Annotated in this window: 17 protein-coding genes, 1 tRNA gene and 1 pseudogene; 16 read left to right on the top strand and 3 right to left on the bottom strand. The window is 71.4% G+C overall.

Annotated features, from left to right (window positions below; genetic code table 11):
* Positions 1–12: 12 nt before the first annotated feature.
* From ACGFNV_RS22810 to ACGFNV_RS22800, 3 genes and pseudogenes are all read left to right on the top strand, one after another.
* Positions 13–222 carry a DUF4244 domain-containing protein gene (locus ACGFNV_RS22810; RefSeq protein WP_393624807.1) on the top strand — a complete coding sequence of 70 codons (210 nt, stop codon included), beginning with the start codon at positions 13–15 and terminating at the stop codon, positions 220–222.
* Positions 209–574 carry a TadE family type IV pilus minor pilin gene (locus ACGFNV_RS22805; RefSeq protein ID WP_393624806.1) on the top strand — a complete coding sequence of 122 codons (366 nt, stop codon included), beginning with the start codon at positions 209–211 and terminating at the stop codon, positions 572–574. The genes ACGFNV_RS22810 and ACGFNV_RS22805 overlap by 14 nt, the downstream gene beginning before the upstream one ends.
* 104 nt (positions 575–678) lie before the next feature.
* Positions 679–1,170 (top strand): annotated as a pseudogene (locus tag ACGFNV_RS22800) (Rv3654c family TadE-like protein); the annotation flags it as partial.
* Here ACGFNV_RS22800 and ACGFNV_RS22795 read toward each other — a convergent pair.
* The gene (locus tag ACGFNV_RS22795; protein WP_393624805.1) at positions 1,163–3,757 is read right to left on the bottom strand and encodes a DEAD/DEAH box helicase; all 2,595 of its coding nucleotides are present in this window, start codon (positions 3,755–3,757) and stop codon (positions 1,163–1,165) included. The pseudogene ACGFNV_RS22800 and the gene ACGFNV_RS22795 overlap by 8 nt on opposite strands.
* A gap of 83 nt (positions 3,758–3,840) precedes the next feature.
* On the opposite strand from ACGFNV_RS22795, the gene bldG reads away from it, so the two are divergent.
* The 12 genes from bldG (at position 3,841) to ACGFNV_RS22735 (ending at position 22,313) form a co-directional block, all read left to right on the top strand.
* A complete protein-coding gene (gene bldG / locus ACGFNV_RS22790; protein WP_010986038.1) occupies positions 3,841–4,182 on the top strand; it encodes an anti-sigma factor antagonist BldG in 342 nt (113 codons plus the stop codon).
* Between the two features lie 146 nt (positions 4,183–4,328).
* Positions 4,329–4,760 (top strand): ATP-binding protein, encoded by a 432-nt coding sequence (locus ACGFNV_RS22785; RefSeq protein WP_393624804.1) that lies wholly within the window; start codon positions 4,329–4,331, stop codon positions 4,758–4,760.
* A gap of 276 nt (positions 4,761–5,036) precedes the next feature.
* Positions 5,037–7,442 (top strand): sodium-translocating pyrophosphatase, encoded by a 2,406-nt coding sequence (locus tag ACGFNV_RS22780; RefSeq protein WP_393624803.1) that lies wholly within the window; start codon positions 5,037–5,039, stop codon positions 7,440–7,442.
* A gap of 194 nt (positions 7,443–7,636) precedes the next feature.
* Positions 7,637–8,239: a small secreted protein gene (locus ACGFNV_RS22775; RefSeq protein WP_393624802.1), complete on the top strand. Its 603-nt coding sequence runs from the start codon at positions 7,637–7,639 to the stop codon at positions 8,237–8,239.
* Positions 8,240–8,269: 30 nt separating this feature from the next.
* On the top strand, positions 8,270–9,796 hold the full coding sequence (locus ACGFNV_RS22770) for a methyltransferase (protein WP_393624801.1): 1,527 nt from the start codon (positions 8,270–8,272) through the stop codon (positions 9,794–9,796).
* Positions 9,797–10,058: 262 nt separating this feature from the next.
* Positions 10,059–12,254 carry a serine/threonine-protein kinase gene (locus ACGFNV_RS22765; protein ID WP_393624800.1) on the top strand — a complete coding sequence of 732 codons (2,196 nt, stop codon included), beginning with the start codon at positions 10,059–10,061 and terminating at the stop codon, positions 12,252–12,254.
* A gap of 141 nt (positions 12,255–12,395) precedes the next feature.
* Positions 12,396–12,593 (top strand): hypothetical protein, encoded by a 198-nt coding sequence (locus ACGFNV_RS22760; protein ID WP_393624799.1) that lies wholly within the window; start codon positions 12,396–12,398, stop codon positions 12,591–12,593.
* Between the two features lie 276 nt (positions 12,594–12,869).
* Positions 12,870–15,683: a type I DNA topoisomerase gene (gene topA, locus ACGFNV_RS22755; RefSeq protein WP_393624798.1), complete on the top strand. Its 2,814-nt coding sequence runs from the start codon at positions 12,870–12,872 to the stop codon at positions 15,681–15,683.
* A gap of 132 nt (positions 15,684–15,815) precedes the next feature.
* On the top strand, positions 15,816–19,064 hold the full coding sequence (gene tmk / locus ACGFNV_RS22750) for a dTMP kinase (RefSeq protein ID WP_393624797.1): 3,249 nt from the start codon (positions 15,816–15,818) through the stop codon (positions 19,062–19,064).
* A 130-nt stretch (positions 19,065–19,194) separates the two neighbouring features.
* Entirely contained in the window at positions 19,195–20,400 is a 1,206-nt protein-coding gene (locus tag ACGFNV_RS22745; protein ID WP_393624796.1) for a DNA polymerase III subunit delta', read from the top strand.
* Positions 20,401–20,548: 148 nt separating this feature from the next.
* The gene (locus ACGFNV_RS22740; RefSeq protein WP_393624795.1) at positions 20,549–22,129 is read left to right on the top strand and encodes an alpha/beta hydrolase; all 1,581 of its coding nucleotides are present in this window, start codon (positions 20,549–20,551) and stop codon (positions 22,127–22,129) included.
* Positions 22,130–22,236: 107 nt separating this feature from the next.
* Positions 22,237–22,313, top strand: a tRNA-Thr gene (locus ACGFNV_RS22735).
* 241 nt (positions 22,314–22,554) lie between these two features.
* Here ACGFNV_RS22735 and ACGFNV_RS22730 read toward each other — a convergent pair.
* Positions 22,555–23,340 (bottom strand): ABC transporter ATP-binding protein, encoded by a 786-nt coding sequence (locus ACGFNV_RS22730; RefSeq protein ID WP_393624794.1) that lies wholly within the window; start codon positions 23,338–23,340, stop codon positions 22,555–22,557.
* Positions 23,341–23,360: 20 nt separating this feature from the next.
* Positions 23,361–25,160, bottom strand: coding sequence for a 2-isopropylmalate synthase (gene leuA, locus ACGFNV_RS22725; RefSeq protein ID WP_393624793.1), 1,800 nt, complete (start codon positions 25,158–25,160; stop codon positions 23,361–23,363).
* A 189-nt stretch (positions 25,161–25,349) separates the two neighbouring features.
* Between leuA and ACGFNV_RS22720 the strand changes: the two genes are divergently transcribed.
* The gene (locus ACGFNV_RS22720) at positions 25,350–26,039 is read left to right on the top strand and encodes a FadR/GntR family transcriptional regulator (protein WP_393624792.1); all 690 of its coding nucleotides are present in this window, start codon (positions 25,350–25,352) and stop codon (positions 26,037–26,039) included.
* Positions 26,040–26,053: the final 14 nt, after the last annotated feature.

Below are 26,053 nucleotides of genomic sequence, written 5' to 3'. Positions count from 1 at the left end.
TAGGGGGTTGAGATGTACAAGGCGGTACGGGCGCGGTTGTGTGCCCTGGTGTGCAGGGCGCGGGCGGCGCGGAGGGACGCGGGGATGGTCACCTCCGAGTACGCGATGGGGATCGTCGCGGCGGTGGGGTTCGCGGTGCTTCTCCACAAGGTGGTGACGAGCGGGGAGGTCTCCGCTCAGTTGCAGGCCATCGTGCAGAGGGCGCTCAGTGCGGGGATGTGAGCGGCGGTCGGACAGGGGGTTCGTGACGGCGGAGTCGGCCGTGGTGCTGCCGGTGCTGGTGGGGTTCGCGATGGCTCTGGTGTGGGCGCTGCTCGTGGTGGCCGCACAGATCCAGTGCGTGGACGCGGCCAGGACGGGCGCCCGCGCGGCCGCCCGCCAGGATCCGGCCGACGCGGTGGTCCGAGTGACCCGCGCGGCCGCCCCGCGCGGGGCGAAGGTCACGGTCAGCCGCGAGGAGGACCAGGTCCGCGTGGTGGTCGTGGCGCAGCCGCCGGTGGTCAGTGGGTTGCCCTTCGAGGTACGGGAGGAGGCCGTGGCGTCGGCGGAGGAGACGGTAGGGGTGGGGTCGTGAGGGGCTGTGGGCCGGAGCGTGGGGAGCGGGCCATGAGAGGGCGAAGGCCGGGGCGGGACGGTGGGGTGGTGAGGGGCCGTGGGCCGGAGCGTGGGGAGCGAGCCGTGAGAGGGCGAAGGCCGGGGCGGGACGACGGGGGCGAACGTGGCCGTGGGCCGGAAGGTGAGGGGGCGACGCGAGGGTGTCGGCCGGGCGGCCGGGACGGGCGTCGGACAGGCCGTTGCTCGGACCGGGGATCCGCCACCGTCTGGAGCCTCGGTGTGATCGCCGTGCTGTGCGTGGTGTTCGGCGCGGTGCTCGCCCTGGGGCAGGCCGTCGTGGCCCGGCATCGTGCGGCCGGGGGTGCGGATCTCGCGGCGCTCGCGGCGGCCGACCACTGGGCGGACGGGGAGGAGACGGCGTGCGCCCGGGCGGGCCGGGTGGCGGGGGCCCAGGGCACGCGACTGGTGCGGTGCGTGATGGTGGGCGAGATCTCCGACGTGACGGCGGCCGCCGGAGTGGGGCCGCTGGAGGCCCGGGTCAGGGCGCGGGCCGGTCCTGCCGCGCCGGCTCCGCAGGGCCCTGCGGAGCCGTCAACGGGCCCGCAGGCTACGCCTCCGCTGCCGGCTCCGCAGGCCCTGCCGCCGCCGACGGCCCCTCCTGAGCCGGCGGGCGATTTTTTGGACGCTGAGCCTGCGGGCGATCCTCCGGAAGCTCCGCGGCGCCTCCCCCCGAACGCTCCTCCGCCTGCTTCTCCTCCGGTGCCCCGCGCAGCAGCGCGGTGAGCAGGCGCACGGCGCCTCTCTTGTGCAGCGGGTCGTTGCCGTTGCCGCACTTGGGGGACTGGATGCAGGACGGGCACCCGGCGTCGCACTCGCAGGACGCGATGGCCTGTCGGGTGGCGGTGAGCCAGGCGCGGGCGGTGTGGAAGGCGCGCTCCGCGAAGCCCGCGCCGCCGGGGTGGCCGTCGTAGACGAAGACCGTCGGGAGGAGGGTGTCGGGGTGCAGCGGGATGGACACACCGCCGATGTCCCAGCGGTCGCAGGTCGCGAACAGCGGCAGCATGCCGATGGAGGCGTGCTCGGCGGCGTGCAGGGCGCCGCCGAGGATCTCGGGGTTGATCCGGGCCTCGTCCAGCTGGTCCTCGGTGACCGTCCACCAAACGGCGCGGGTGCGCAGCGTACGGGGAGGGAGGTCGAGCTTCGTCTCGCCGAGGACCTCACCGGTGATGACACGCCGACGCAGGAAGGAGACCACTTGGTTGGTGACCTCGACGGAGCCGTAGCAGAGGCGGCCGTCGCCCCACGGGATCTCGACGTCCGTCTCCAGGACGGAGATCGACGTGGTGTCGCGGGCGACCGTCGCGTAGGACGGGCTGGCCTCCTCGACGAGGGCGACGGAGTCCTCCAGGTCGAGGGAGCGGACGAGGTAGGTGCGGCCCTGGTGGAGGTGGACGGCGCCCTCGTGGACGGTCGTGTGGGCGGCGCCCTCGTCCACCGTGCCGAGCAGCCGTCCCGTGCCCTCCTCGACGATCTGGACCGGTCTTCCGCCCTCGCCGCGGATGTCGGTGAGGTCGGCGGCCCGCTCCCGGCGCGTCCAGTGCCATGCCCTGGCGCGGCGGCGCAGCAGCTTCGCGGCCTCCAGTTGCGGCAGCAGGCCCTCGGTCTCGGGGCCGAACAGCGCCAGGTCCTCGTCCGTCAGGGGCAGTTCGGCGGCGGCCGCGCACAGGTGCGGGGCGAGGACGTAGGGGTTGTCGGGGTCGAGGACGGTGGACTCCACCGGCTGGTCGAACAGGGCCTCCGGGTGGTGGACGAGGAAGGTGTCCAGCGGGTCGTCGCGGGCGACCAGGACGGCGAGTGCGCCCTGACCGGACCGCCCGGCCCGGCCCGCCTGCTGCCACAGCGAGGCGCGGGTGCCCGGGTAGCCGGCGATGAGGACGGCGTCGAGGCCCGACACGTCGACGCCGAGTTCGAGGGCCGTCGTGGCGGCGAGGCCGAGGAGCTCGCCGGAGTGCAGGGCGCGTTCCAGGGCGCGGCGCTCCTCGGGGAGATAGCCGCCGCGGTACGCCGCGACACGCCGGGCCAGCGAGCGGTCGATCTCGGTGAGGCGCTCCTGGGTGATCACCGAGATCAGCTCGGCGCCGCGCCGGGAGCGTACGAAGGCGACCGTGCGTACGCCCTGGAGGGTCAGGTCGGTCAGCAGGTCGGCGGTCTCCGCGGTGGCGGTACGGCGGACGGGGGCGCCCTTCTCGCCCTGCATCTCCGTGAGCGGGGGCTCCCAGAGGGCGAACACCAGTTCCCCACGCGGGGAGGCGTCGTCGGCGACCTCGACCACCGGGAGGCCGGTGAGGCGGCCGGCGGCCACCGAGGGCTCGGCGGCCGTCGCGGAGGCCAGCAGGAACACGGGGGAGGCGCCGTAGCGGGCGCACAGGCGGCGCAGTCGGCGCAGCACCTGGGCGACATGGGAGCCGAAGACACCGCGATAGGTGTGGCACTCGTCGATGACGACGTACTTCAGCGCCTTCAGGAAGGAGGACCAGCGGGGGTGGGACGGGAGTATGCCCCGGTGGAGCATGTCCGGGTTGGTCAGCACGTAGTTCGCGTACTGGCGGATCCACTCTCGTTCCTCGAACGGAGTGTCGCCGTCGTACACCGCGGGGCGCACCGAATGGCCCAACGGTTGTGAAAGTTCCTTCACGGATCGGCACTGGTCCGCGGCAAGGGCCTTGGTGGGGGCCAGGTAGAGGGCCGTGGCGCCGCGGCCGTTGGGGGCCTCGGAACCGTCCAAAAGTGTGGAGAGAACGGGGACGAGATAGGCCAGGGACTTGCCCGACGCGGTGCCCGTGGCGACGATCACAGAATCGCCGTCCAGGGCGTGCGCGGCCGCCTGGGCCTGGTGGGCCCACGGGTGCTCGATGCCCGCGCCCCGCACGGCCGCGACGATCTCGGTTCGGATCCGGTCCGGCCAGCGGGCATGGCGGCCCTCACGTGGGGGCAAGTGCTCCGTATGAGTGATGCGCGATGCCCGGCTCGGCCCCGAGGCGAGCCGGTCCAGGACCGTGCCCGGCGAGGGGCTGGATGCGGTGTCCGTCGAGGGTCGATCGGATCGGTGATTCTTGGCCATCGGCACCGAGTGTGTCACTGGTGTGACGGACAATGGAGTCAAGGCGTCGTGCACGCCTGCCGGTAAGTGATTGAATGCCATCGCGGCTGGCGAACCGTCCTGGGGGCTCCAAGCCGAGGTGTCCCGAGGGGCGACCGCTCGATTAGCAAGGTGCTGGAGGATCCGTGGACCTGTCCCTGTCGACCCGTACCGTCGGCGATCGTACGGTCGTCGAGGTCGGTGGCGAAATCGACGTATATACCGCGCCCAAGCTGCGCGAGCAGCTGGTCGAGCTGGTGAACGATGGCAATTTCCACCTTGTCGTCGACATGGAGGGCGTGGACTTCCTCGACTCCACCGGACTCGGCGTGCTGGTCGGCGGCCTGAAGCGAGTGCGTGCCCATGAGGGCTCGCTGCGCCTGGTGTGCAACCAGGAGCGCATTTTGAAGATCTTCCGCATCACCGGTCTGACCAAGGTGTTCCCGATCCACACCTCGGTCGAAGAAGCGGTGGCGGCCACCGACTGACCCACCGGTCCCGGGCCCAGTGCCCGGGCCGGGCCGAAGTTCGGTGGCAGTGAAGACAGAGCTTCGGCAGAAGTGAAGAAGTGCGGGGGTCCGGGCTTCGGCGGCCCGGCCCCCCGACAGCACGCCCGTAGTTCCGAGGGGGATGCATGGCCATCGTCGAACTCCGCTTCAGCGCGCTGCCCGAGCACGTCAGGACCGCCCGACTGGTGGCGGCAGCGGTGGCGCGCAGGGCCGGAGTGGACGAGGCCGTCCTCGACGAGGTCAGGCTCGCTGTCGGTGAGGCCTGCTCCCGTGCCGTCGGACTGCACCGCAACAGCGGTGTCAGCGAGCCGGTGAAGGTGGTGCTGATCGAGGAGGAGAAACAGTTCTCCATCGAGGTCGGCGACGAGGCGCCGCATGCGGCCCCCGGCGACCGGGCGCCCGGCGACCCGGTCGACGACGTCGAGGCCGAGGAGGACGACATGGGCCTCGCGGTCATCAGTGGTCTCGTCGACGACGTCGAGGTCACCACCGGGGAACACGGCGGACAGATCCGTATGACCTGGCCGACCACTCCGTCGGCCCCCGTGCCCGCCTGACGCCACCCCCCCCCATCACCCGAAAGGCCCTGCTCAGCAGGGCCTTTTCGTGTTTATAAGATCCGCGCGCAGGATTAGTGAAGTAATTCACGATCAGTGCTCGATAATTTGATCAAGCAACAATGTGCGCGTCAATGCCTTCAGGGCGTTACTGCTTTCGGGTTCACTGGTGGGTATGGGAAGGCTAATTCCGTTTACCGCCACCTGTTTTGATCAGGTTCCGGTACCTACAATCCGTCCACATCTTGAGCTCAGCCCAAGCGTCAAGGAGGACGAATGGCGGGGCTTTCTACCCCTCATCAGTTGGATCAGCACACAACCCTCGCAGCAGCAGTACTGACCGACGGCAACCGCGTCCTCGTGATGGTCATCGGCCTGGTCGCGCTGGCAGCGCTGGTCGTCGCGGGCGTTCTGTTGCGCCAGGTGCTCGCGGCCGGCGAGGGCACCGACAGCATGAAGAAGATCGCGGCGGCGATCCAGGAAGGCGCGAACGCCTATCTGACCCGGCAGTTGCGTACGCTCGGCGTATTCGCCGTCGTGGTGTTCTTCCTGCTCCTGCTGCTGCCCGCGGACGACTGGAATCAGCGTGCCGGGCGATCAGCGTTCTTCTTGATCGGCGCGGCGTTCTCGGCGGCCACCGGCTATATCGGCATGTGGCTCGCCGTGCGCAGCAATGTGCGGGTCGCCGCGGCGGCCCGGGAAGCGACTCCGGCGGAGGGCGAGCCGGAAAAGGATCTCACCACCGTCTCGCACAAAGCGATGAAGATCGCCTTCCGCACGGGCGGCGTCGTCGGCATGTTCACGGTGGGGCTCGGTCTGCTGGGCGCCTCCTGTGTGGTGCTGGTGTACGCGGCCGACGCGCCGAAGGTGCTGGAGGGCTTCGGTCTCGGAGCCGCCCTGATCGCCATGTTCATGCGGGTCGGCGGCGGCATCTTCACCAAGGCCGCCGACGTCGGCGCCGACCTGGTCGGCAAGGTCGAGCAGGGCATTCCGGAGGACGATCCGCGCAATGCCGCGACCATCGCCGACAACGTGGGCGACAACGTCGGCGACTGCGCGGGCATGGCGGCCGACCTCTTCGAGTCGTACGCCGTGACCCTGGTCGCCGCGCTGATCCTCGGCAAGGCGGCCTTCGGCGACGCTGGTCTCGCGTTCCCGCTGCTCGTTCCCGCGATCGGCGTGATCACCGCGATGATCGGCATCTTCGCCGTGGCCCCGCGGCGGACGGACCGCAGCGGCATGAGTGCGATCAACCGCGGCTTCTTCATCTCCGCCGTGATCTCGCTCGCGCTGGTCGCGCTGGCCGTCTACGTCTACCTCCCCGGAAAGTACGCCGACCTCGACGGCGTCACCGACACGGCGATCAGCGGCAAGAACGGCGACCCGCGGATCCTCGCGCTGGTCGCGGTGGCGATCGGCATCCTGCTCGCGGCCGTCATCCAGCAGCTGACCGGCTACTTCACCGAGACCACCCGCCGCCCGGTCAGGGACATCGGCAAGACCTCGCTGACCGGCCCGGCCACCGTCGTCCTCGCCGGTATCTCCGTCGGTCTCGAGTCGGCCGTCTACACCGCCCTGCTGATCGGCCTCGGCGTGTACGGGGCGTTCCTGCTCGGCGGTACGTCGATCATGCTGGCGCTGTTCGCCGTGGCCCTCGCCGGCACCGGCCTGCTCACCACGGTCGGTGTGATCGTCGCCATGGACACCTTCGGCCCGGTCTCCGACAACGCGCAGGGCATCGCCGAGATGTCCGGCGACGTCCAGGGCGCCGGCGCGCAGGTGCTCACCAACCTGGACGCCGTCGGCAACACCACCAAGGCCATCACCAAGGGCATCGCCATCGCCACCGCCGTGCTGGCGGCGTCGGCGCTCTTCGGGTCGTACCGTGACGCGATCACGACCGGCGCGCAGGACGTCGGCGAGAAGCTCTCCGGAGCGGGCGCGCCGATGAGTCTGATGATGGACATCTCGCAGCCCAACAACCTCGTCGGTCTCATCGCGGGCGCGGCGGTCGTCTTCCTCTTCTCGGGGCTGGCGATCAACGCGGTGTCGCGGTCGGCGGGGGCCGTGGTGTTCGAGGTGCGGCGGCAGTTCCGCGAGAAGCCCGGGATCATGGACTACAGCGAGACGCCCGAGTACGGCAAGGTCGTCGACATCTGTACCAAGGACGCCCTGCGCGAGCTCGCCACACCAGGTCTGCTCGCCGTCATGGCGCCCATCTTCATCGGCTTCACCCTCGGCGTCGGAGCGCTGGGCGCGTACCTCGCGGGCGCGATCGGCTCGGGCACGCTGATGGCGGTGTTCCTCGCGAACTCCGGTGGTGCGTGGGACAACGCCAAGAAGCTCGTGGAGGACGGTCACCACGGCGGCAAGGGCAGCGAGGCCCATGCCGCGACGGTGATCGGCGACACCGTCGGCGACCCCTTCAAGGACACCGCGGGGCCCGCGATCAACCCGCTGCTGAAGGTCATGAACCTGGTGGCCCTGCTCATCGCGCCCGCGGTGATCAAGTTCAGCTACGGCGACGACAAGAGCATCGGCGTACGGGTCACGGTCGCGATCCTCTCGCTCCTGGTGATCGTCGGCGCGGTCTACGTCTCCAAGCGGCGCGGCATCGCCGTGGGTGACGAGGACAACGCCGATCGGGTCGCCAACTCGGCCGATCCGGCGGTGGTTTCGTAGATCGCCGTCACGAGGCCCAGCTCACGGGGCGGGCGGGAGGCGCGCATGTCGCGTCGTCCGCCCGCCCTGTCCGTGTTCGTGCCTTCATCGTGACCCTTCTCTCGCATGGTGCAAATGGTCGTAAGAACCAACAAATCAGCCATCTGTCACACAGCTGCCACCCCCATGCCGTGTATGTTCCGGGGCCGAGAGCCATGGAAGGGACCGATCCGGTGAACAAGAAGCTCGCGGCCGCACTGTCCGGCGGTGCGGTACTGGTAGTGGCGCTGACGGGATGCAGCAGCGGCGACGACGGCAACAAGGAACTCGACGCCTGGGCCAAGAAGGTCTGTGACGCGCTGCCCGCGCAGGACACGAAGGTCGACGCGGCCAACGAGGCGATCAAGCAGGCCGCCACGGACAACAAGTCGCCCAAGACCGTCCAGGAGACCGACTCGCAGGCCTTCCAGGACATGTCCGACGCCTACAAGGCGCTCGGCACCGCCGTCCAGCAGGCAGGGCCGCCCCCCGGTGTCGATACGGGCGACAAGAAGCAGCAGGACGCCGTCAAGGCGCTGAACGCCCTCTCCACGTCGTACGCCGACCTGAAGAAGCAGGTGGACGCGCTCGACACGAAGGACCAGGGGAAGTTCGCGGACGGCCTGCAGGACGTCGCGACCGAGCTCGGGAAGCTCAGCAAGAGCAGCAACACCGCGCTGAAGAACCTGGAGCAGGGCGACGTGAAGTCGGCGATGGCCAAGCAGCCCAGCTGCCAGAAGGTCGCTGCCTCCGGATCGGCCAAGGCGACCCAGGGCTGATTCCGCCCGCCCGGCCGGTCGCGGGACACAATGGGGGGCGTGAGTAACGCCACCCTGTCCCCCCTGCCCTCCTCCGACCGCCCCGACGTCGCCGCGCGGCTGCGGGACGCCCTGCTCGGGGCCTCCTTCACCGCCGACGGCCTCCTCGAGCTGCTCGGTGCCCCCGCGTACGCGGCCCTCGCCCGCAGTGAGACCGTCCCCGCCCTGCGGGCGACGCGCGGGGACACGCCGTTGGAGGCCCTCGTCCGGCTGTTCCTGCTCCAGCAGCCCGTGCCGCACACGCGCGTGGAGGGCGTTCTGCCCGTCGACGTGTGCGTGGAGAGCGGGTGGCTGGCGCGCGTCGGCGGCGACGAGCTCGCCGCGACCGTGGACGTACGGCCGTACGGCGGGCCCGACGGCGAGGACTGGTTCATCGTGTCCGACCTCGGGTGCGCCGTCGGCGGCGCCGGGGGCATCGGCAGCCGCGCCGAGGGGGTTGTCCTGGGCGTGGGCGGTGCCTCCACCACCCTGGCCGGCATCACCGTGCGGACGCCCGTCTCCTCCGCCCTCGACCTCGGCACCGGCTCCGGGATCCAGGCGCTGCACGCCGTGCAGCACGCCACGCGCGTGACGGCGACCGACCTCAACCCGCGCGCGCTGCACATCACCGCGCTCACGCTGGCGCTGTCCGGCGCGCCGGACGCGGACCTGCGTGAGGGCTCCCTGTTCGAGCCGGTCCGCGACGACGAGACGTTCGACCTGATCGTGTCGAACCCGCCCTTCGTGATCTCGCCGGGCGCCCGACTCACCTACCGCGACGGCGGGATGGGCGGGGACGATCTGTGCCGCACGCTCGTTCAGCAGTCGGGGGAGCGGCTCAACGAGGGCGGGTTCGCGCAGTTCCTCGCCAACTGGCAGCACGTGGAGGGGGAGGACTGGCAGGACAGGCTCAGGGCGTGGGTGCCGCGCGGCTGTGACGCGTGGATCGTGCAGCGCGAGGTGCAGGACGTCACGCAGTACGCCGAACTGTGGCTCAGGGACGCCGGCGACCACCGCGGTGACCAGGCCGAGTACCAGGCGCGGTACGACGCGTGGCTGGACGAGTTCGAGGCGCGCAAGGTGAGGGCCGTCGGCTTCGGCTGGATCACCCTGCGCAGGACGGCCGCCGCCGAGCCCGTCATCACGGTGGAGGAGTGGCCGCACTCGGTCGAACAGCCGCTCGGCGACACCGTCCGGGCGCACTTCGACCGGCTCGACTACCTGCGCGCTCACGACGACGCGGCCCTGCTGGAGGGCCACTTCAGGCTCGCCGCCGAGATCGTGCAGGAACAGGTCGGCCTGCCCGGCGCCGAGGACCCGGAGCACGTCGTGCTGCGCCAGCACCGCGGCATGCGCCGGGCGACCAAGGTGGACACGGTCGGCGCCGGCTTCGCGGGCGTCTGCGACGGATCCCTGAGCGCGGGGCGCATCCTGGACGCGATCGCCCAACTGGTGGGCGAGGACCCGGTGATGCTGCGCGACCGCACGCCCGCGCAGATCCGGCTGCTCGTGGAACAGGGCTATCTGGACCCGGCCTAGCCCTACGGACCTGAGCCGACGGGCCTGAGCCGACGGGCCTGAGCCCTACGGGCCTGAGCCGACGGACCTGAGTTCGGCGGACGTCCGGCCCAGGGCCTGTGGCCGTCACGCCTGGGCCGTGCCGACGCTTCCGTGACCCAAGTGCCCGACCTGACAGGATTTACCCGGAAAAGGGCTCCTGTCAGTGGTGGGTGCGAAGCTACCTTCGAGGGACAAACCTCGCGCGTTCTCGGGGGAGGCGCGCTGTCTCGGGGGAGGCGCGATGGCGGGGGAGACGCCGGACCAGGGTGAGGGCCGGATCATCAACGGGCGGTACCGGCTGCTCAGGACGCTCGGAGCGGGCGGCATGGGCCGCGTCTGGCTCGCGTACGACCAGGAGTTGGCCTGCCAGGTCGCCGTGAAGGAGATCGCGCTGGCGGACGTACCGACGGACGCGGGCGAGCCGGCCCAGAGGATCGCGCGGGCCCGGAGCGAGGCGCGACACGCGGCACGGCTGCGCGCCCATCCGCACGTGACGACGGTCCACGACGTGGTGATGCACGAGGGCCTGCCGTGGATCGTCATGGAGTACGTGCCCGACGCGGTCGACCTCCAGGCGGTCGTACGGCGGTCCGGTCCGCTGCCGCCCGAACAGGTGGCCCGCGTCGGGCTCGCCGTCCTCGACGCGCTCACCGCCGGGCACCGCATCGGCATCCTGCACCGGGACGTGAAGCCCGCCAACATCCTGCTCGCGCCGGACGCTTCGGGCGACGCCTACGCACGCGTGCTGCTCACCGACTACGGCATCGCGCTCCAGCCCGAGTCGCGCGAGCCCCGGCTCACGGCCACCGCCGGCATCCTCGGCACGCCCGGCTACCTCGCCCCGGAGCGGGCCCGCGGTGAGCCGCCCACCCCGGCCGCCGACCTGTTCTCCCTGGGCGCCACCCTGTACTCCGCCGTCGAGGGACGCGGCCCCTTCGACCGCCCCGGCGAGTACGCGACCCTCACCGCCCTGCTCGGCGAGGACCCACCGCCACCGACCCGCGCGGGTGAACTGGCGCCGGTGCTCATGGGAATGCTCGTCAAGGACCCTGTGCGGAGGTTCTCGCCGGAGACGGTGGCCAGGGGGCTGGAGCGGGTCGTGCGGCGCTCCGGGCCCGCAGGGGCGCTCGCGGGCGTCTTCGGCCCGCCACCCGAGGGGTACGGCACGCTCGCCGTGGGGGTGGCGGGGGCGCCGCCAGGACACATCGCGGGGTCACCGCCGGGCGCGCCGGTCGGCTGGAGCGGTGCGCAGACGCCCGGCACGCCGGGCCATGGCCCCTCACCGACACCGGGCGCGTCTCCGACCCCCAACACCCCGCCGACTCCGCACACTCCGGCCGGTGGGCCGGGGCTGTCAGGAGCCGGGGGCGGTGGCGGCCCCGGCCAGGGCGACCCGTACGCGCAGACGGTCGGTCCCTACGCGGCCCCGGTCGGCCAGTCACCCCCTCCGGGGAGCCTGCCGCCGCCGCCCCCGGGCAGCGGGAGCCCGCCGCGGTACGGGGGCAGCGGGGCCCCACTGCCCCCGTACGCGACAGACGATCCCGGCAGCAAGAAGCGGCTCGCTCTCGTCGCTCTCGTCGTGGCGGCCGTGCTCGTGATCGCGGGCGGTACCTGGGCGGCGGTGTCGCTGACCGGGGGAGACGGCGCCGGCGGAAAGGACGCGGCGACGCGGAAGTCGGCTTCCCCGAGCGCGTCGCAGTCGTCGACCGGGCCGGTGTACCCGTACGGCGAGGTGGTGGGGCTCACGGAGCCGCTGGAGACCGGGGACTGCGTGAAGGCGGTCTGGTCGGGGACGCCGTTCAGGTCGTCGCCGAACCTGGGCGTGGTGGACTGCGTCGACGACTGGCCGGACGGGCAGGTGGTGGCGGTCGACACGGCCGCCGACCACGCGGACGCCCGCGCCCGAGGCGCGAAGCGGTGCGAGAGCCAGAGCAGGGACGTCGTGGACGCGTTGCCCGACGCGGGCGGCTTTGCCGTCGTGCCGACGAAGGAGGGCTTCACCGCGGCCAACGGCGGCACGGCCTGTCTCGTCCTCGGACGTCATGCCGCGATCGGCGGCGAGGTGGGCCGCTTCCGTGACGCGGGCACGAGCCTCTGGGTGGGGCAGATGAGCATCGGCGACTGCTGGGTCTACGAGGAACTGGACGAGGGGTACAAGGCAGCGCTCACGGACTGCGCCAAACCGCACACCGACCAAGTGATCGGAACCGTTCAGGCTCCCGACGAAATGAGCTACAAGAAGGGCGCCGACAATGCGACCAAGTTGTGCGGCAACAAGTTCGAGTCGACTTGGGCGCCCGGATCGGAGCGCCTGGTGATCGGTTGGGTGACCGATGCGGACGACTGGAAGGCGGGTTTCACGAAGATCGTGTGCACGGTCAGTCAGGTCGAAAACAAGAAGACGACCGGAAAGATACGCACGCCCGGCACCACCTGAGGGGGCCGGGACACGGGTGGGCCGGGTCCGGTGGTGCCGTCGGCCCCGCGTTCACCTCCGGTTCGCCTGGACGCCGTCCGCGCGTGTCAGCCTCCCGGGGCGAGCGCGCAGGGGGCGGATACAAAAGGGGTGCGGACGATCATGGAGAGCGGACCGGCGATCTTCGCGGGAGTGGTGTTCGCCCTGTTCGGGGGCGGGCTGCTGGTGTGGACCGCGACCCGTGTGCGGCATCGCGAGCCAGTGGCCCTCGGTGTGAACCCCGTCGCATCGGCGACTCTCGCCACCCTGGCCTCGGTGGCTTCGCTGGCGCTCGGAGCGTGGTGCTTCACCCGCCTTTGAGAAACGGGCCGGTGGCCCCGGGAGGGGGTTCTCGAACCGGGAACCGGAGACCGGGTCCGTAATTGAGAGGTCACGCTCCGGATAGGTCGGAAAGACCTGGTGGGCACTCCGGGCGGCAGGAATGGCGGTAGTCGGGTTACCGTTCGAGTGGCCGTTGTGGGCTTTTCCCGTTTGACACGGGGGCGGGATGTACCGTCACACTCCGCAGCGTCACCACGACCCAGCCCCGGGGCGAATCCTGGGGAGCCCCAGCGTCGACCGGAGAGAAGAGCGAAGTTGTCCCCCACCAGCGAGACCGCGAAGGGCGGCCGCCGACTCGTCATCGTCGAGTCGCCTGCCAAGGCGAAGACGATCAAGGGCTACCTCGGCCCCGGCTACATCGTCGAGGCGAGCGTGGGGCACATCCGCGACCTTCCGAACGGCGCCGCGGAGGTGCCCGAGAAGTACACCGGCGAGGTCCGCCGCCTCGGTGTGGACGTCGACCACGACTTCGAGCCCATCTATGTCGTCAACGCCGACAAGCGGGCCCAGGTCAAGAAGCTCAAGGACCTGCTGAAGGACTCCGACGAGCTCTTCCTCGCCACCGATGAGGACCGCGAGGGCGAGGCCATCGCGTGGCACCTTCTCGAGGTCCTGAAGCCCAAGGTGCCGGTCAAGCGGATGGTCTTCCACGAGATCACCAAGGACGCGATCCGCGAGGCCGTCGCCAACCCGCGCGACCTCAACCAGCGCATGGTCGACGCCCAGGAGACCCGCCGCATCCTCGACCGCCTCTACGGCTACGAGGTCTCGCCGGTCCTGTGGAAGAAGGTCATGCCGCGGCTGTCCGCCGGTCGCGTCCAGTCCGTGGCCACCCGGCTCGTGGTCGAGCGGGAACGCGAGCGCATCGCGTTTCGTTCCGCTGAGTACTGGGATCTGACGGGCACCTTCGGCACCGGCCGCGCCGGGGACCCGTCGGACCCCTCGTCCCTTGTCGCCCGCCTCCAGACCGTCGACGGCAGGCGGGTCGCGCAGGGCCGCGACTTCGACTCCCTGGGACAGCTCAAGAGCGCGAACACCCTCCACCTCGACGAGGCGAACGCCCGCGCCCTCGCCGCCGCCCTGGAGAACACCCGGTTCTCGGTGCGGTCCGTCGAGTCGAAGCCGTACCGCCGCTCGCCGTACGCCCCGTTCCGTACGACGACGCTGCAGCAGGAGGCCAGCCGCAAGCTCGGCTTCGGCGCGAAGGCCACCATGCAGGTCGCGCAGAAGCTGTACGAGAACGGCTACATCACGTACATGCGTACGGACTCCACGACGCTGAGCGACACCGCCGTGGCCGCCGCCCGTGCCCAGGTCACGCAGCTGTACGGCGCCGACTACCTGCCGGCCCAGCCCCGCACGTACGCCGGGAAGGTCAAGAACGCGCAGGAGGCCCACGAGGCGATCCGCCCCTCGGGTGATCGTTTCCGCACGCCCGCCGAGACCGGTCTGACCGGCGACCAGTTCAGGCTCTACGAGCTGATCTGGAAGCGGACCGTCGCCTCCCAGATGAAGGACGCGACCGGCAACAGCGTCACGGTGAAGATCGGTGGCACCGCCGCCGACGGCCGGGACGTGGAGTTCAGCGCCTCCGGCAAGACGATCACCTTCCACGGCTTCCTGAAGGCGTACGTCGAGGGTGCCGACGACCCGAACGCCGAGCTCGACGACCGCGAGCGCCGCCTGCCCCAGGTCAACGAGGGCGACGCGCTCAGCGCCGACGAGATCACGGTCGACGGGCACGCCACCAAGCCCCCGGCCCGCTACACCGAGGCCAGCCTGGTCAAGGAGCTCGAAGAGCGCGAGATCGGCCGCCCGTCGACGTACGCGTCGATCATCGGCACGATCCTGGACCGCGGGTACGTCTTCAAGAAGGGCACGGCCCTCGTGCCGTCCTTCCTGAGCTTCGCCGTGGTCAACCTCCTGGAGAAGCACTTCGGGCGGCTCGTCGACTACGACTTCACCGCCAGGATGGAGGACGACCTCGACCGCATCGCCCGCGGTGAGGCGCGGGCCGTGCCGTGGCTCAAGCGCTTCTACTTCGGTGAGGGCACGAGCGAGGGCGGTGCCGCTGACGCCGGCAACGGCGACGGGGACCACCTCGGTGGCCTCAAGGAGCTGGTGACGGATTTGGGCGCGATCGACGCGCGCGAGGTGTCGTCGTTCCCCGTGGGCAACGACATCGTGCTGCGGGTCGGGCGCTACGGCCCGTACATCGAGCGCGGCGAGAAGGACTCCGACGGCCACCAGCGCGCGGACATCCCCGAGGACCTGGCGCCCGACGAGCTGAGCATCGAACTCGCGGAGGAGCTGCTGGCCAAGCCGAGCGGCGACTTCGAACTGGGCGCCGACCCGGAGACCGGCCACCAGATCATCGCCAAGGACGGCCGCTACGGCCCGTACGTCACCGAGGTGCTCCCCGAGGGCACCCCGAAGACGGGCAAGAACGCCGTCAAGCCGCGCACGGCCTCCCTGTTCAAGTCGATGTCCCTGGACACGGTGACGCTCGAGGACGCGCTGAAGCTGATGTCGCTGCCGCGTGTCGTCGGCACGGACGCGGACGGCGTGGAGATCACCGCGCAGAACGGCCGCTACGGCCCGTACCTGAAGAAGGGCACGGACTCGCGGTCCCTGCAGACCGAGGACCAGCTCTTCACGATCACGCTGGAGGAGGCGCAGGCGATCTACGCCCAGCCCAAGCAGCGTGGCCGCGCCGCCGCCAAGCCGCCGCTGAAGGAGCTGGGCGCCGACCCGGTCAGCGGCAAGCCGGTGGTCGTCAAGGACGGTCGCTTCGGGCCGTACGTGACCGACGGGGAGACCAACGCGACCCTGCGCTCCGGCGACAGTGTCGAGGAGATCACTCCGGAGCGCGGCTTCGAGCTGCTCGCCGAGAAGCGGGCCAAGGGCCCCGCGAAGAAGACGGCGAAGAAGGCGCCCGCGAAGAAGGCCCCGGCCAAGAAGGCGACGGCCGCGAAGAAGACCGCGGCGAAGAAGACCACGGCCAAGACGGCGGCGAAGAAGACGACCGCCAAGAAGGCGACGGCCGCGAACTCGGCCGCGGAGGACTGAGCGCACCTTTCCTGCGCGCTTTCTCCACGACGGCTTCGCAAAAAGAACGCCCCGGCATCGCTTTGGTGTCGGGGCGTGCGCACGTCAGGACGGGCTCCGCGCTCTGTCGGTGCTGCCCGATAGGCTGAACGCATGACGCGAGCCGAGCAGCCTACGGCCCACAACCCGGCCCCCGACGACGCCCTGGTGACGGACTCCCGCGAGCGCGCCGTTCGCGCCCTGCTGCGCCAACCTCAGCTCAAGCGGCTGTGGAGCGCCCAACTCGTGGGCGGCATCGGTGACGCCCTCGGGCTGCTGGTGCTGGTCCTCCTCGCCCTCCAGGCGGCCATCGCGGAGGGCTCGTTCGGGGGCGGCTATCGAGGCGTGGCGTTCGCAGTGGCGACGGTCTTCGGGGTGCGCGTCCTCGCCACCCTGCTCTTCGGCGCCGTGCTCCTGGGACCGCTCACCTCGCTCACCTCTCAGGAAGGCCCCCTCGACCGCCGCTGGACCATGGTCGGCGCGGACGGCGTGCGCGCGGTGCTGCTGATCATCGCGCCGCTGTGGATCGACTGGACGCCGGCCGACGCGCTGGCCTTCCTCCTCGTCACCGCCTTCGTGGCCGGTGTCGCCGAACGCTTCGGGACGGTCGCCCGGGAGAGCGCCGCCCCCGCGCTGCTGCCCGCCCCGCCCCCGGAGGGCGCGACGGTGCGGCCGCTGCCGGACCACATGGACGCGCTGCGCCGCCTGTCGCTGCGTACGAGCTTCATGGCGATCCCGCTCGCGGCCGCCGCGCTCGTCGTCGCGGCGCTGATCAACAATCTGCTGGGCGCGGGAATCGACTGGTTCGACCAGCACCAGGCCGCCCTCGGCTCGTACATCGCGGCGGGGCTGTTCGCCGCCTCCCTGTCCGTGCTGACCTTCCTGGAACTGCCCGACGCGCGCACCCCGCGCGCGCGGTCGCCGCTGGAGGGCCTGCGCCGGCCCAAGACGGGCTCGGGCGTCGACAAGGGCCGCACGGGTGCGATCCCGCTGCTGGTGCTCGCCTGCGCGGCCGTCGCCGGGGCGATCGCCGCCGCCGTCGCCGTGTCGGTGCTGCACGCCAAGGACCTGGGCGGCGGCCCGGTGCTGTACGGGCTGCTGGTGCTGGCGCTGACCGGCGGAGTCGTGGTCGGCATCCGTACGGCGCCCGCCGTGCTGCCCGCCCTGTCCCGCCGCCGGCTGCTGGCGCTGGTGATCGCCTTCACCGGTGTCGCCCTGCTGGCCGCCGGACTGGTCCCGGACGTCACCACGGTGCTGCTCATCGACGCCCTGGCCGGCGTCGGCGCGGGCATGGCCGCCAACATCGGGCACACGCTCCTCGACCAGGAGGCCGAGGACTTCCGCCGCCCGCGCACGACCGAGCACCTGCACGCGGTCGTACGGGTCTCCGTGGCGCTCTGCGCGCTCCTGGCGCCCGTGGTGGCGGGGGGCATCGGCCCGCACCGCCTGGAGAACGGCAAGTTCGTCTTCGCGCACGGCGGGGCCGCGTTCACGCTCATGCTGGTCGGCGCGCTGCTGCTGCCCGTGGCCGCGCTGGTGCTGGCCAAGGTCGACGACCGCTCCGGGGTGCCGCTGCGGCACGACCTGCGGGACGCGCTGCTGCGCGGCGACGACCCGGCGCAGGCCCCCGCGGCCTCCGGTTTCTTCATCGCCCTGGAGGGCGGCGACGGCGCCGGCAAGTCCACGCAGGCCGAGGCGCTCGCCGAGTGGATCCGGGGCAAGGGCCACGAGGTCGTGCTCACGCGTGAGCCGGGAGCCACTCCCGTCGGCAAGCGGCTGCGGTCGATCCTGCTGGACGTGTCGAGCGCGGGCCTTTCGCACCGCGCGGAGGCACTGCTGTACGCGGCGGACCGCGCGGAGCACGTCGACACGGTGGTGCGGCCCGCGCTGGAGCGCGGCGCGGTCGTGATCTCCGACCGGTACATCGACTCGTCCGTGGCCTACCAGGGCGCGGGCCGTGACCTGTCCCCGACCGAGATCGCGCGGATCTCGCGCTGGGCGACCAACGGGCTCGTGCCGCATCTGACGGTCCTGCTGGACGTCTCCCCGGAGACGGCCCGCGAGCGGTTCACCGAGGCGCCCGACCGGCTGGAGTCGGAGCCTGCCGAGTTCCACGCGCGCGTGCGGTCCGGTTTCCTGACGCTGGCCGCCGCCGATCCCGGCCGCTACCTGGTCGTCGACGCCGGGCAGGAACCGGAGGCCGTGACGACGGTGGTCCGCCACCGCCTCGACCAGATGCTGCCGCTGTCCGAGGCCGAGGTGAAGGCCCAGGAGGAGGCCCGCCGCAAGGCCGAGGAGGAAGCGCGCCGCAAGGCCGAGGAGGAGGCCGCCCGCAAGGCCGAGGAGGAGCGCCTGGAGCGCGAGCGCCAGGAGCAGCTCGCGCGGCTGCGTGCCGAGGAGGAGGAGCGCAAGCGGCGCGAGCTGGAGGAGGCGCAGCGGCGCGAGGCCGAACGGCAGGCGGAGGAGGCCCGGCAGCGGGCCGAGGAAGCGCGCAGGCGCGCCGAGGAGGAGCGGGCCCGGCTCCTCGCCGAGGAGAAGGCCCGAGCCGAGGAGGAGGCCCGCCGCAAGGCGGACGAGGAGCGGCGCCGCAAGCAGGCCGAGGAGGAGGCCCGGCTGCGGGCCGAGGCCGAGGCGCTGCGCCTGGAGAAGCAGCGGAAGGCCGAGGAGGCGCTGCTGCGCGCCGAGGAGGCACGCCGGGCCGCCGAGCAGGCCTCCGCGGCCGCGCAGGCCGGTCCGCGGCCGGCGGCGCCCGCCGCTTCCACCGCACCGGCCGCGCCCGCGGTTCCGTCGGACGCGGCGACCGTGCCGACGCCGGTCGTGACCCCGAAGAACGCGTCGGGTGGCCCGGCGGAGGACACGGCGGTGCTGCGGCCGGTGCGGGACCGGAAGGGGGCGGACCGCGATCAGGCCCCCGGTGGGCCCGATTCCGAGGTCACCACGGAGCTGCCCCAGCCGCCGGTGCCGGGGGCGGCGGACGAGACGGCGGTGCTGCCGCCCGTGCCGCCGGGGGCGGCGGACGAGACGGCGGTGCTGCCGCCCGTGCCGCCGGGGGCGGCCGATGAGACGGCCGTGTTGCCGCCCGTACGTGGGGATGACCCCGCTGACCGGGTGCCGCCGGGGTTCTTCCGCGACGAGCGGTCCGGGGCGGGACCGGACGGATCCGACGACCGCACGCGGGAGCTGCCGCAGGTCGACGAGGACGGTGCGCCCAGGCGACGGTCCCGGTCCGACTGGGCGGAGGAGACGCCGTTGGACGATCTGCCGACGTTGGCGGACGAGCTGCTCGGCCCGCGTGGGGACGAGGACGGGTTCGGCGGCGACGACCGGGGTGGGCGTGGCCGGGGGCGGGGCCGGCGGGGCTGAGCTCGGTCTGGGGCGCAGCTGCGTCGCAGGAGGTGACCCTGCGTCCCAGGTCGTGGCTCCCGTTGTCAGTCCCTCCCCGCACAATGGATCCCGCAGCGCGAAGTGTGACGAAAGGGCGGGGTGAGGCGGCATGACCGTCTGGGACGACCTGGTGGGGCAGGAGAAGGTGAGCGAGCAGCTCGATGCCGCCGCTCGGGACGCCGATGCCCAGGTCACCGCGGCCGGCGCGAACACCCCACCGCCGGAGACGTCGAAGATGACGCACGCCTGGCTGTTCACGGGACCGCCCGGTGCGGGGCGGACGCAGGTGGCGAGGGCGTTCGCGGCCGCGCTGCAGTGCGTGAGCCCCGACCGCGCGCTCGGCGGTTCCCCGGGCTGCGGCTTCTGCGACGGCTGCCACACGGCGCTCGTGGGCACCCACGCCGACGTCACCACGGTCGCCGCGGTCGGCTCGCAGATCCTCGCCGAGGACATGCGCGACACGGTCCGCAAGTCGTTCACCTCGCCGGCCACCGGCCGCTGGCAGGTCATCCTCGTCGAGGACGCCGAGCGGCTGAACGAGAAGTCCGCCAACGCCGTGCTCAAGGCGGTCGAGGAGCCCGCCCCCCGCACCGTGTGGCTGCTCTGCGCCCCCTCCATCGAGGACGTCCTGCCCACCATCCGCTCCCGCTGCCGCCACCTGAACCTGCGTACGCCCTCCGTCGAGGCCGTCGCCGACATGCTCGTCCGGCGCGAGGGCATCGAGCCCGACGTCGCCGCGTCCGCCGCCCGCGCCACCCAGGGCCACGTCGACCGGGCCCGCCGCCTCGCCACCGACCCGGCCGCCCGCGCGCGCCGCGCCGCCGTGCTGAAGCTGCCGCTGCGCGTCGAGGACGTCGGCGGCTGCCTCAAGGCCGCCCAGGAGCTCGTGGACGCCGCCTCGGAGGACGCCAAGGTGCTCGCCGAGGAGATGGACGGCAAGGAGACCGAGGAGCTCAAGGCGGCCCTGGGCGCGGCCCAGGGCGGCCGGCTGCCGCGCGGTACGGCGGGTGTGATGAAGGACCTGGAGGACAAGCAGAAGCGTCGCCGGACCCGTACCCAGCGCGACAGCCTCGATCTCGCCCTCACCGACCTGACCGCCTTCTACCGGGACGTCCTCGCCCTCCAGCTCGGCTCGCGCGTGGCGATCGCCAACGGCGACGCCGAGGACGCCCTGGAGCGGCTCGCCCGCGGCAGCACCCCCGAGTCCACCCTGCGCCGCATCGAGGCCATCGCCGCCTGCCGCGACGCCCTCGACCGCAATGTGGCCCCGCTGCTGGCGGTGGAGGCGATGACGATGGCGCTGAGAGCGGGCTGAGGGGGAGAGGGGACAGCGGGGCCAAGGAGCCGGGAGAGGGTGGGGACCGGGGGAGCGGCCCGATCACGACACGTTGACGGCGTAACTCATCCGTGGCACTTCGCGCACACAGAGCTTCCATGCGGTCGCTGAGAGTTACGCTCGATGGATGTACCTCAGGCGTTCCCCTCGCAGGTCCCGTCCCGGTGTCGCCCTTCTCGGCGCCGCCGCACTGCTCGTCTCCGCCTGCTCCGCCTCCGGGGCGCAGACGGGTTCCGCCGGTGCGGCCGAGGCGGCGCTGGCCGCGCTGCCGCGTGCCACGCCGTCCGCGCTGTCGCCGTACTACGGGCAACGGCTGAAGTGGAGCGGTTGCGAAGTCCCCGGCTTCGAGTGCGCCACGATGAAGGCGCCGCTCGACTACGCCAGGCCGGACGCGGGGGACGTACGGCTCGCCGTGGCCCGCAAGAAGGCCACGGGGCCGGGTAAGAAGCTCGGCTCGCTGCTGGTGAACCCGGGCGGTCCGGGTGGCTCGGCGGTCGGCTACCTCCAGCAGTACGCCGGCATCGGCTACCCGGCCCAGGTCCGCGCCCGCTACGACATGGTCGCCGTCGACCCGAGGGGTGTGGCCCGCAGCGAGCCCGTGCAGTGTCTCGACGGACCGCGGATGGACACGTACACGCAGGTGGACGTGACGCCCGACGACCGGCGGGAGACCGATGCGCTCGTCGCGTCGTACCGGAGGTTCGCGGAGGGGTGCGGGGCGGACGCGCCCCGTCTCCTGCGTCATGTGTCGACGGTGGAGGCGGCGCGGGACATGGACATCCTCCGGGCGGCGCTGGGGGACAGGAAGCTGACGTACGTCGGGGCGTCGTACGGGACGTTCCTCGGGGCGACGTACGCGGGTCTCTTCCCGGAGCGGGTGGGACGGCTCGTCCTGGACGGCGCGATGGACCCGTCGCTGCCCGCGCGTCGGCTGAACCTGGACCAGACGAAGGGGTTCGAGACGGCGTTCGCTTCGTTCGCGAGGGACTGCGTACGGCAGGCCGACTGCCCGCTCGGCGGCGCGGGCGCGACACCCGACCGGGTCGGCAAGAACCTCAAGGCATTTTTCGGAAAGCTGGACGCGCGCCCCCTCCCCACCAGGGACCCGGGCGGCCGCACCCTCGGCGAGGCCCTGGCCACCACGGGCGTGATCGCGGCGATGTACGACGAGGGTGCCTGGGAGCAGCTGCGCGAGGCGCTGACCTCGGCGATGAAGGAGAACGACGGCGCGGGTCTGCTCGCCCTCGCCGACAGCTACTACGAGCGGGACCCCGACGGCCGCTACGCCAACCTGATGTTCGCCAACGCGGCGGTGAACTGCCTGGACCTGCCCGCCGCCTTCTCCTCACCCGAGCAGGTACGCGACTCCCTCCGCACCTTCGAGAAGGCCTCCCCGGTCTTCGGCGCGAGCCTCGCCTGGTCCACCCTGAACTGCGCGTACTGGCCGGTCGCGCCGACGGGTGGCCCGCACCGCATCGAGGCGAAGGGCGCCGCCCCGATCGTCGTCGTCGGCACCACCCGCGACCCGGCGACCCCGTACCGCTGGGCCCGGTCCCTCGCCGACCAGCTCTCCTCCGGCCGCCTCCTCACCTACGAGGGCGACGGCCACACCGCCTACGGCCGCGGCAGCGCCTGCGTCGACACCGCGATCAACACGTACCTCCTGCGCGGCACTCCACCTCCGGCCAAGGGAAAGCGCTGCTCATAGCCCCTCCCGCCGGCCCCGCAGCGTCGCTCCGGGGGCGTGGTCAGAGCGCCCCCGGAAACTGTGTAGACTTACCGACGTTGCTGATCGCACCATAGTGCGGACAGCGTGCCGCCTTAGCTCAGATGGCCAGAGCAACGCACTCGTAATGCGTAGGTCTCGGGTTCGAATCCCGAAGGCGGCTCCATGGTGAACCCCAGGTCGGGCCTTTGACCTGGGGTTTCTTGTTTTGGGTGACCTTGGAATTCGGGCCAATCGGGCACGAGCGGTCTGTGCATCGCAGTGCGTACCGTTCCGCAACGAGGACCAGTTCGGCGGGGACTGGGGTCAGGCCACAGGGCGCTGTCGAGAAGGCGGAGAAGTCGCCGGCCTGAGGTGCTGGTCGCGGTGGTGCACGCCGGTGGGCGCGTACCACCGCGACAACCACCTCAGCCGGCTTGTGCTCTGACCGGACGGTTGGCCCTCACGCTCCAGCGTCCGTCGACGCGGGTGAGGCGGATGGGGTGGTCGAAGCACTTGCTGACCTGGTCGCTCGTCAGGACCTCATCGGCGGGACCGGAGGCCAGACGGCGCCCGTCACGCAGCAGCATCACGTGGGTCGTCCCTGGAGGAAGCTCCTCCAGATGGTGGGTGACCAGGACGGACGCGAGAGCCGGGTAGGTGTGCTGCAGTGCGTCGATCCGCTCGATGAGCTGTTCGCGGCCGGCGACGTCCAGACCGGTCGCGGGCTCGTCGAGCAGCAGCAGTCGCGGACTTGGCATGAGCGCACGGGCAATGAGCGCACGGCCCCGTTCCCCCTGGGACAGGGTCGGCCACCGCGCCCCGTGGCGATCGCTGAGGCCGAGCAGATCGATGAGACGGTCCGCCATGGCGACCTGTTCGGGTGCCGGGTTCCAGCGCGGAACACGCTCAATGGTGTTGGTCAGCCCGGTCAGTACGACGTCCTGGACCTTGAGGGGTGAGCGCAGATCGTGCCGTGGGTTGACGTGGCCGACGTAGGAGCGCAGTTGGCGCATGTCGACCCTTCCCAGGTGGTGGCCCAGTACCTCCACAGTGCCGCGGGTGGGGTGCGCGAGCGCTCCGAGAAGACTGAGCAGGGTGCTCTTGCCCGCCCCGTTGGCGCCGAGCAATGCCCAGTGCTCGCCGGCTCGTACGGTCAGTGACACTTCGCGCAGAATCCGATTGCCGTCGCGGACGACGTCCACGTCTTCCACGCGGAGTACCGGGATTGCGTTCACGAGGAGGCCCGTCCGGAACGGTTGACGGCGGCCATGACGGCGTGGACCGATGCGGTCAGGACCGAGGTGTCCCAGCCCGCGCCCCAGCAAGTGACGCCGTCCACGCGGCACTCGGCGTAAGCGACTGCGGGACTGCCCGGCCCTGTGGCGGTGGAGTGCTCGGTGTAGCTGAGGATGTCGACGGTGAAACCGACGGTACGGAGGGCATCGGCGAGGGCGGACAGCGGTCCGTTGCCGGTGCCCCGGCAGGAGTGTTCCTGCCCGTCGGCGTGCAGCGTGCAGGTGAACTGGTGCTCGCCCGGTACGGGCTCCGTGGTGTTCCAGGCGGCCAGGGTGACCGGGCCGTCCAGGGCAGGGGTGATGTAGGTGGTGCGGAAGAGTTCCCACAGTTCCTTGTGCGAGAGCTCCTGACCGGTGGCGTCGGTGAGGTGCTGCACCGTTCGGGAGAAGTCCGGGCGCATCGTCCGGGGCAGGTCGAGGCCGTGGTGGGTGCGGAGGAGGTGGGCGATGCCTCCCTTGCCGGACTGGGAGTTGATGCGGATGACTTCCTCGTACGTGCGGCCGATGTCGCCCGGGTCGATGGGCAGATACGGCACCGCCCACGAGGCCTCCGCGGTGGAGACGCCCTTCTCGGCGGCCTGCTTGGCGTGATGGGCCATGCCCTTGGCGATGGCGTCCTGGTGGGTGCCGGAGAAGGCCGTGTGCACGAGGTCGCCGCCGTAGGGGTGGCGCGGGTGGACCGGCAGCCGGTTGCAGTACTCCACCACCTCGCGCACCGCGTCGATGTCGGAGAAGTCGATCATCGGGTTCACACCCTGCGCGTACAGGTTCAGGGCCAGGGTCACCAGGTCGACGTTCCCGGTGCGCTCGCCGTTGCCGAACAGGCAGCCCTCCACGCGCTGCGCCCCTGCCAGGACGGCGAGTTCGGCACAGGCGACGCCGGTGCCACGGTCGTTGTGCGGGTGCACGGAGAGGATCACGGACTCACGGCGCGCCAAGTGGCGGTCCATGTACTCGATCTGATCCGCGTACACGTTGGGGGTGGCGATCTCGACGGTCGCCGGCAGGTTGTGGACGACCGGCCGGTCCGGGCTCGCCTCCCACAACTCGGTCAGGCTGTTGCACACCTCCAGGACGAAGTCCGGCTCCGTGAGGTTGAAGACCTCCGGTGAGAACTCGAACCGGATGTCAGCACTCGGCCGTTCTTCGGCACGACGCATCAGGTAGGTGGCGGCGTCCCGGATGAGTTCGTGAACTTCGGCGCGGGAGCGGCCCAGGACGACGTCCCGCCACGCGGGCGCGGTCGCGGTGTAGAGGTGCACGAGGGTGCGGGGGAGCCCTTCGACGGATGCGACGGTCCGGTCGATCAGGTCCCGGCGGGCCGCGGTGAACACGGAGATGGTCACGTCGTTGGGCACGGTGCCGCTGTCGGCCAGGTGCCGTACGAAGTCGAAATCGGTCTGGCTGGCGGAGGGGTAACCTACCTCGATCTCCTTGAAACCCATGGTGACCAGGAGGTCGAACATCCGGCGCTTGCGCTCGGTGTCCATCGGCTCGGCCAGCGCCTGGTTGCCGTCACGCAGGTCGACCGGCACCCACAGCGGGGCCCGCTCGATCCGGCGCGACGGCCAGGTCCGGTCGGTCAGTGGCAGGGCGACTCGCTGGTGTGCGGGCTGGTAGCGGTGATGCGGCATTGCGCTCGGACGCTGGGGGTTCCAACGCGGAGCATCCACCGGGACATCACCGGAGGGCGTGCGCAGGGTGGGAAACACCGTGTTCTGGAAGGAGGAAGCCATCGTGCGGAACTTCTTTCAGTCGGCCATCCGAATGACCGGCGCAGCCCGGCACCCCGCTGCGGGGTGCCGGTCATGTCAGGCCCCGCAGCGGCAGCCGAGGAGAAGGAGCTCGTGCAGCAGCATGGTGGGTACAGTAACGACAACTCAGCTCCTCAGACAACCTGAGAGGTGTAGGAAGGTGAACCTCACATGTCACTAGGTGCCTTGCGGCCGTCCCCCTTGGTCGAGCAGGCCACTGAACACCTGCGCGAGCAGATCACCGGCGGTGAGTGGGCCGTTGGGGCCAAGCTCCCTGGCGAGACCTCCCTCGCCAAGACCCTCGGCGTGGGGCGCTCCACCGTCCGTGAGGCCCTCCGCGCACTGGCCGGCGCCGGGCTGGTGCAGGCACGCCAGGGATCCGGTGTCTTCGTCATCGCGACCAAGCCCAAGGAGGACTGGTCCACCCAGCTCCGCCAGGCGGTCATCACCGATGTCTACGAAGTCCGGATGCTCGTCGAGGTGGAAGCAGCGCAGTTGGCCGCGCAGCGCCGAACCGAAGAGGACATCGTCGCCCTCCATGAGGCCCTGGCCAGGCGCCGTGACGCCGCGAACGGCGACAACGCCGAGTTCGTCGAGGCCGACATCGCCCTGCACGAGGCCGTGGTCGCCGCGGCGCACAACCCGGTGCTCACCGGCTTGTTCACCGAGTTCGTCCCCGTGCTGCAACGGCGGCTGCTGGATCTGGTCGAGCTGCTCAGCCTCCGCTCCGACGATCCGAACCATGGCGACGAGGGGCACGCCGTACTGGTGAACGCCGTCGTGCAGGGAGACGCCGAGGCGGCCGGACACGCGCTGAGGGAGGAACTCAAGCAGACTCTCGCACTCCTCCACTCCCTCTGACCTGCGTCGTTCTT

Origin of the sequence: Streptomyces sp. NPDC048751 (assembly GCF_043198595.1) — a bacterium.
In the GTDB taxonomy this organism is placed as follows: Bacteria; Actinomycetota; Actinomycetes; order Streptomycetales; family Streptomycetaceae; genus Streptomyces.
This window is presented reverse-complemented; position numbering and strand designations above follow the sequence as displayed.